Here is a 2,165-nt window from a genome sequence, read left to right as displayed (position 1 = left end):
CTCCGGTCCTGAGACGGCGCGCCTGATGTTCTAGTCGGTGGACTCGATCTCGACGTGAGCACGCAGGCGTCCCTGGCCGTCGACCCATCCCTTGCTGGTCGCGTACGCCACCATGCCGTCGAGTTTCTCCTGCCATGACGTGTCGTCGTCGGCTCCGGCCAAGGTCACCAAGCTGTCAGCCGAGATCCATGAATGAGCGGGAGTTGCCAGTACGACTCGGAAACTGGTGAAGTCGTCCTGCTCGTGCAGCTCGACTGCAGGCGGGACGAGGGTTGTGTCCACGCGAATGTACATGGATGCTCCTGTTCGAAGGGTCGGTGCGCCTAGGCGAGGATGGTCAGTCCGTGCTCGAACAGCGGACGGATGGACGATGCGAGGGTGTCGTACAACGGATCGGGCCGACGACCAGTGCGGTGCAGCCGGAGATTGAACGCCACGATCGCAGCGAATCGGTACTCGGCCAGCGCCCTGAACCAGTCGAAGGATTCCACCTCGTGGCCGCGGGCCTGTGCGTACCAGTCATGGATGTCCTTCGGCCGGGCCTTGATCCTGAGCCTGTCCCGGTGTTCGGACCCCCACGGCTGTGGATCGGTCATCATGGCGAGCCAAGCGACATCAAGTCCTTGCAAACCGATCCCGGCGATCTCCCAGTCGATGACAGCTTGCACGGTCCCTGAGCCGTCGTACAAGACGTTGTTGGTCTGGAAGTCGCCGTGGAACAAGCCGATGCTCGGCTGCGCGGGTGCCGTGGCGCTTAGTCTCTCACGAAGCCGCAAGGCCAGCTCGGCGTCTGCTGGATCCGCTGCCTTCTCGACCAGCGCCCACCACCGTTCCAGCTCGTGCTCGATGCCGGTGGGCGCAGCCCAGCCGGGCAGCTCCGCCTGCCAATCGACGCGGTGCACATCGGCCAGGACCGCCGCGGCCCGCTGGAGTAGCGGCTGGGCACCCGATGACGGGATGTCGGCGCTGGACGCCGCATCAAGGAGATGCAGTGGGTGTGCGGGCAGTAGTCGTTGTGCGAGAGCATCGGTTCCGAACCACTGAGGGTCGTCCGAGTGCCAGAGAACGGGCGCCACCGGCACCTCAGCCCGTTCGAGCGCTTGCAACAGCGGCACTTGGCGCAGCACGTCGGTGTTGATCGATCGGCGCACTCCCGGCGGTGCAAGACGCAGAACCACCGCATCGATTGCGCGGCCGGCGCCATCGTTGACCTGGAACCCGAAGCTGAGTCCTGAGTTCCCCGGCATTGGCTTGATGCCCGACGCGGCAGCGCCGCTGGGATACCGGTCCGCGATCCAACGGTCGACGGCGTCGACCAGGTTGACGTCGCCAACGCTGATTCGCTCTGAGACGGACACGCTCACTCCTTCTTTGTTTGTCTTCGTGGGCTCGATCAATCTCCCGTATGGCTGGCAGCGACGGAAGCAGTGCTGCAATCAGATCCACCCGACCGGGCTCGACCGGCCGAGTTGTCCTCGATGGCGACAGGGATCACGCGGGCTGGGTCCGGCCGACAGCTTCTGCGATGGCGGTCTCGGCCGTTCCCATCCCACGCAGACCTGTCTCGACGAACGCCGTGACCACGTCCTCCGCCGTGTTCCGGCCGCCTTCGCGGAACCACTCGTTCGTCCAGTTGAGCATTCCCAGTAGCCCGAGAGCGAGAAGGTGTGGATCGATCGTAGACGTGAACACGCCGTCGTCCTGACCGCTCCGGATCAGGTCCTCAACGTAGCGCGAGTATTCACGACGACGTTTCGCCACCACCTCGTACTGCTCGGGCTCCAAGGACTTCATGTCGTGCAGATAGACACGGAACTTGATTCCCTCGCGAAACAGGAGCTCGAGATGGGCCCGGATGAAGCCCGCCAGCTGGACGGCTGGGCCGCCCTCGATGGCCCGCACCTGCGCTAGGGTCTCGGCGCTGGCGGCGTCGGCCAGCTCGGCCACAGCGAAAAGCAGGTCATGCTTGGTCTTGATGTAGTGGTACAGGCTCCCCTTCAGGATCCCGACGGCGTCAGCGACGTCCTGAACAGTGGTTGCCTCATATCCCTTGTCGTGGAAGATGACGGCGGCGGCTTCGACCACCTCGTTCCAGCGGCCTTGGGGCTTGTCATTCATAGGGGCTCGTTTTCGTCCTCGTCGTGGCATCGATGGAACCCACACTA

3 protein-coding genes are annotated in these 2,165 nt (G+C 64.1%); all 3 read right to left on the bottom strand.

Annotated features, from left to right (window positions below; all coding sequences use genetic code 11):
• Positions 1-30: 30 nt before the first annotated feature.
• The 3 genes from AC5RWU_RS24120 to AC5RWU_RS24110 all read right to left on the bottom strand — a co-directional run bounded on the left by AC5RWU_RS24120 (position 31) and on the right by AC5RWU_RS24110 (position 2,118).
• Entirely contained in the window at positions 31-294 is a 264-nt protein-coding gene (locus AC5RWU_RS24120; protein WP_493986697.1) for a hypothetical protein, read from the bottom strand.
• Positions 295-323: 29 nt separating this feature from the next.
• Positions 324-1,358, bottom strand: coding sequence for a phosphotransferase family protein (locus AC5RWU_RS24115; RefSeq protein ID WP_493986696.1), 1,035 nt, complete (start codon positions 1,356-1,358; stop codon positions 324-326).
• A gap of 133 nt (positions 1,359-1,491) precedes the next feature.
• Positions 1,492-2,118 (bottom strand): TetR/AcrR family transcriptional regulator, encoded by a 627-nt coding sequence (locus AC5RWU_RS24110; RefSeq protein WP_493986695.1) that lies wholly within the window; start codon positions 2,116-2,118, stop codon positions 1,492-1,494.
• Positions 2,119-2,165 lie beyond the last annotated feature (47 nt).

Source organism: Arthrobacter sp. B0427-1-12 (genome assembly GCF_059092905.1).
The sequence above is the reverse complement of the archived record's forward strand: the minus strand, read 5'-3'. Positions and strand labels throughout refer to the sequence as shown.